This is a genomic window from Cereibacter changlensis JA139 (assembly GCF_003034985.1).
Classification (GTDB): Bacteria; Pseudomonadota; Alphaproteobacteria; order Rhodobacterales; family Rhodobacteraceae; genus Cereibacter; species Cereibacter changlensis.
In genome coordinates, this window is sequence record NZ_PZKG01000335.1 from 1 (window position 1) to 1,377 (window position 1,377).

Consider the following 1,377-nt stretch of genomic DNA (forward strand, 5'->3'; position numbering starts at 1 on the left):
GGCTCTGATGATGTGACCGCCCCCCGACGGCATCGATGTGCCAAGGTGGGTCTGCGACGATCCACAGAGGAGGACGGTCATGTCGGAGATTACCACGGTCGGGCTCGATCTGGCGAAGAACGTGTTTCAGGCGCATGGGGCTGATGCCTCGGGTCGAGTTGTGCTTCGGAAGAAGCTTCGGCGCGACCAGGTGCTCGACTTCTTCGGTCGGTTGCCACCTTGCGTCGTGGCCATGGAAGCGTGCGGCGGCGCGCACTTCTGGGGCCGCGAGATAGGCAAGCTTGGCCATGAGGTGCGCTTGATCCCGCCAGCCTACGTGAAGCCCTTCGTCAAGCGCCAGAAGAATGATGCGGCCGACGCCGAGGCGATCTGCGAAGCTGCTCTGCGGCCGACGATGCGCTTCGTGCCGGTGAAGAGCGAGGAGACCCAAGGGGCGGCGATGGTCTTCCGCATCCGCGACCTTCTGATCCGGCAGCGGACGCAAGCGATCAACGCCCTGCGAGGCCATCTGGGCGAGTTCGGGCAGGTCGTGCCGCAGGGAGCGGCCAACGCCGCCCGACTGATCGCCATCGTCGAAGATGCCGACAGCGGCCTGCCCGCCGACGCCATTGCGACCTTGAAGGTTCTGGTCGCGGCGCTTTCGCATCTCGAGGCCGAGATCGGCAAGCTCGACGTCGAGATCGAGCGTCGGGCGAAGAAGAACGAGGTGGCGCGGCGGCTGATGACGGTGCCGGGCATCGGTCCCCTGATCGCCACGGCCATTGCGGTATTGGCCCCGCCGCCCGAGACATTCGGCAAGGCGCGGGACTTTGCGGCCTGGCTTGGCCTCACGCCGCGGCAGCACTCGACCGGCGGCAAGCAGCGCCTCGGCGCTACGACGAAGATGGGCGAGCGATCCCTCAGACGCCTGCTGATCATCGGGGCGAACAGCGTCATCATCAAACGACATGTCCATGCTGCGACCCGGCCGGGCACATGGCTCGGAGGGATGTTGACGCGCAAGCCGCCGATGCTGGTGCGGGTGGCGCTGGCGAACAAGATGGCGCGGATCGTCTGGGCCCTGATGGCCCGCGGCGGCGTCTACCAGTCTCCAGCCTCGGCGGTATAAGCCGTCAGAGGTCGCGAGGACGTCGGAGCGAAGGAGGGCAAGGAGCGGTTTGGCGCAACGGTCGTGAGACGGGATCGGGAGAACCAGTGTGCAACAGAGTGCCAACGAGCACGCGGCTTTGATCTGGACCCGACCTGCGAACACCATACGGGCCCGCGGCACGACGATGGCCGCATCAGAGGCCGGACACATGTCAGCACCCGACGGCGCGCCAGGACGAGCCTGCAAATACCCTCTTGCGCAAGGGGCGGTTACACATGTTGCACAAA

General features: G+C 65.9%; 1 protein-coding gene. It reads left to right on the forward strand.

Features of this window, described 5'->3' with window-relative positions; genetic code table 11:
• Window positions 1–79 precede the first annotated feature (79 nt).
• Window positions 80–1,108 carry an IS110 family RNA-guided transposase gene (locus tag C5F48_RS23815; RefSeq protein WP_107666132.1) on the forward strand — a complete coding sequence of 343 codons (1,029 nt, stop codon included), beginning with the start codon at window positions 80–82 and terminating at the stop codon, window positions 1,106–1,108.
• Window positions 1,109–1,377 lie beyond the last annotated feature (269 nt).

Excerpts from the sequence above, each read along its gene's own strand:
- C5F48_RS23815 (WP_107666132.1), top strand. The coding sequence starts at position 80 with ATGTCGGAGATTACCACGGTCGGGCTCGATCTGGCGAAGAACGTGTTT.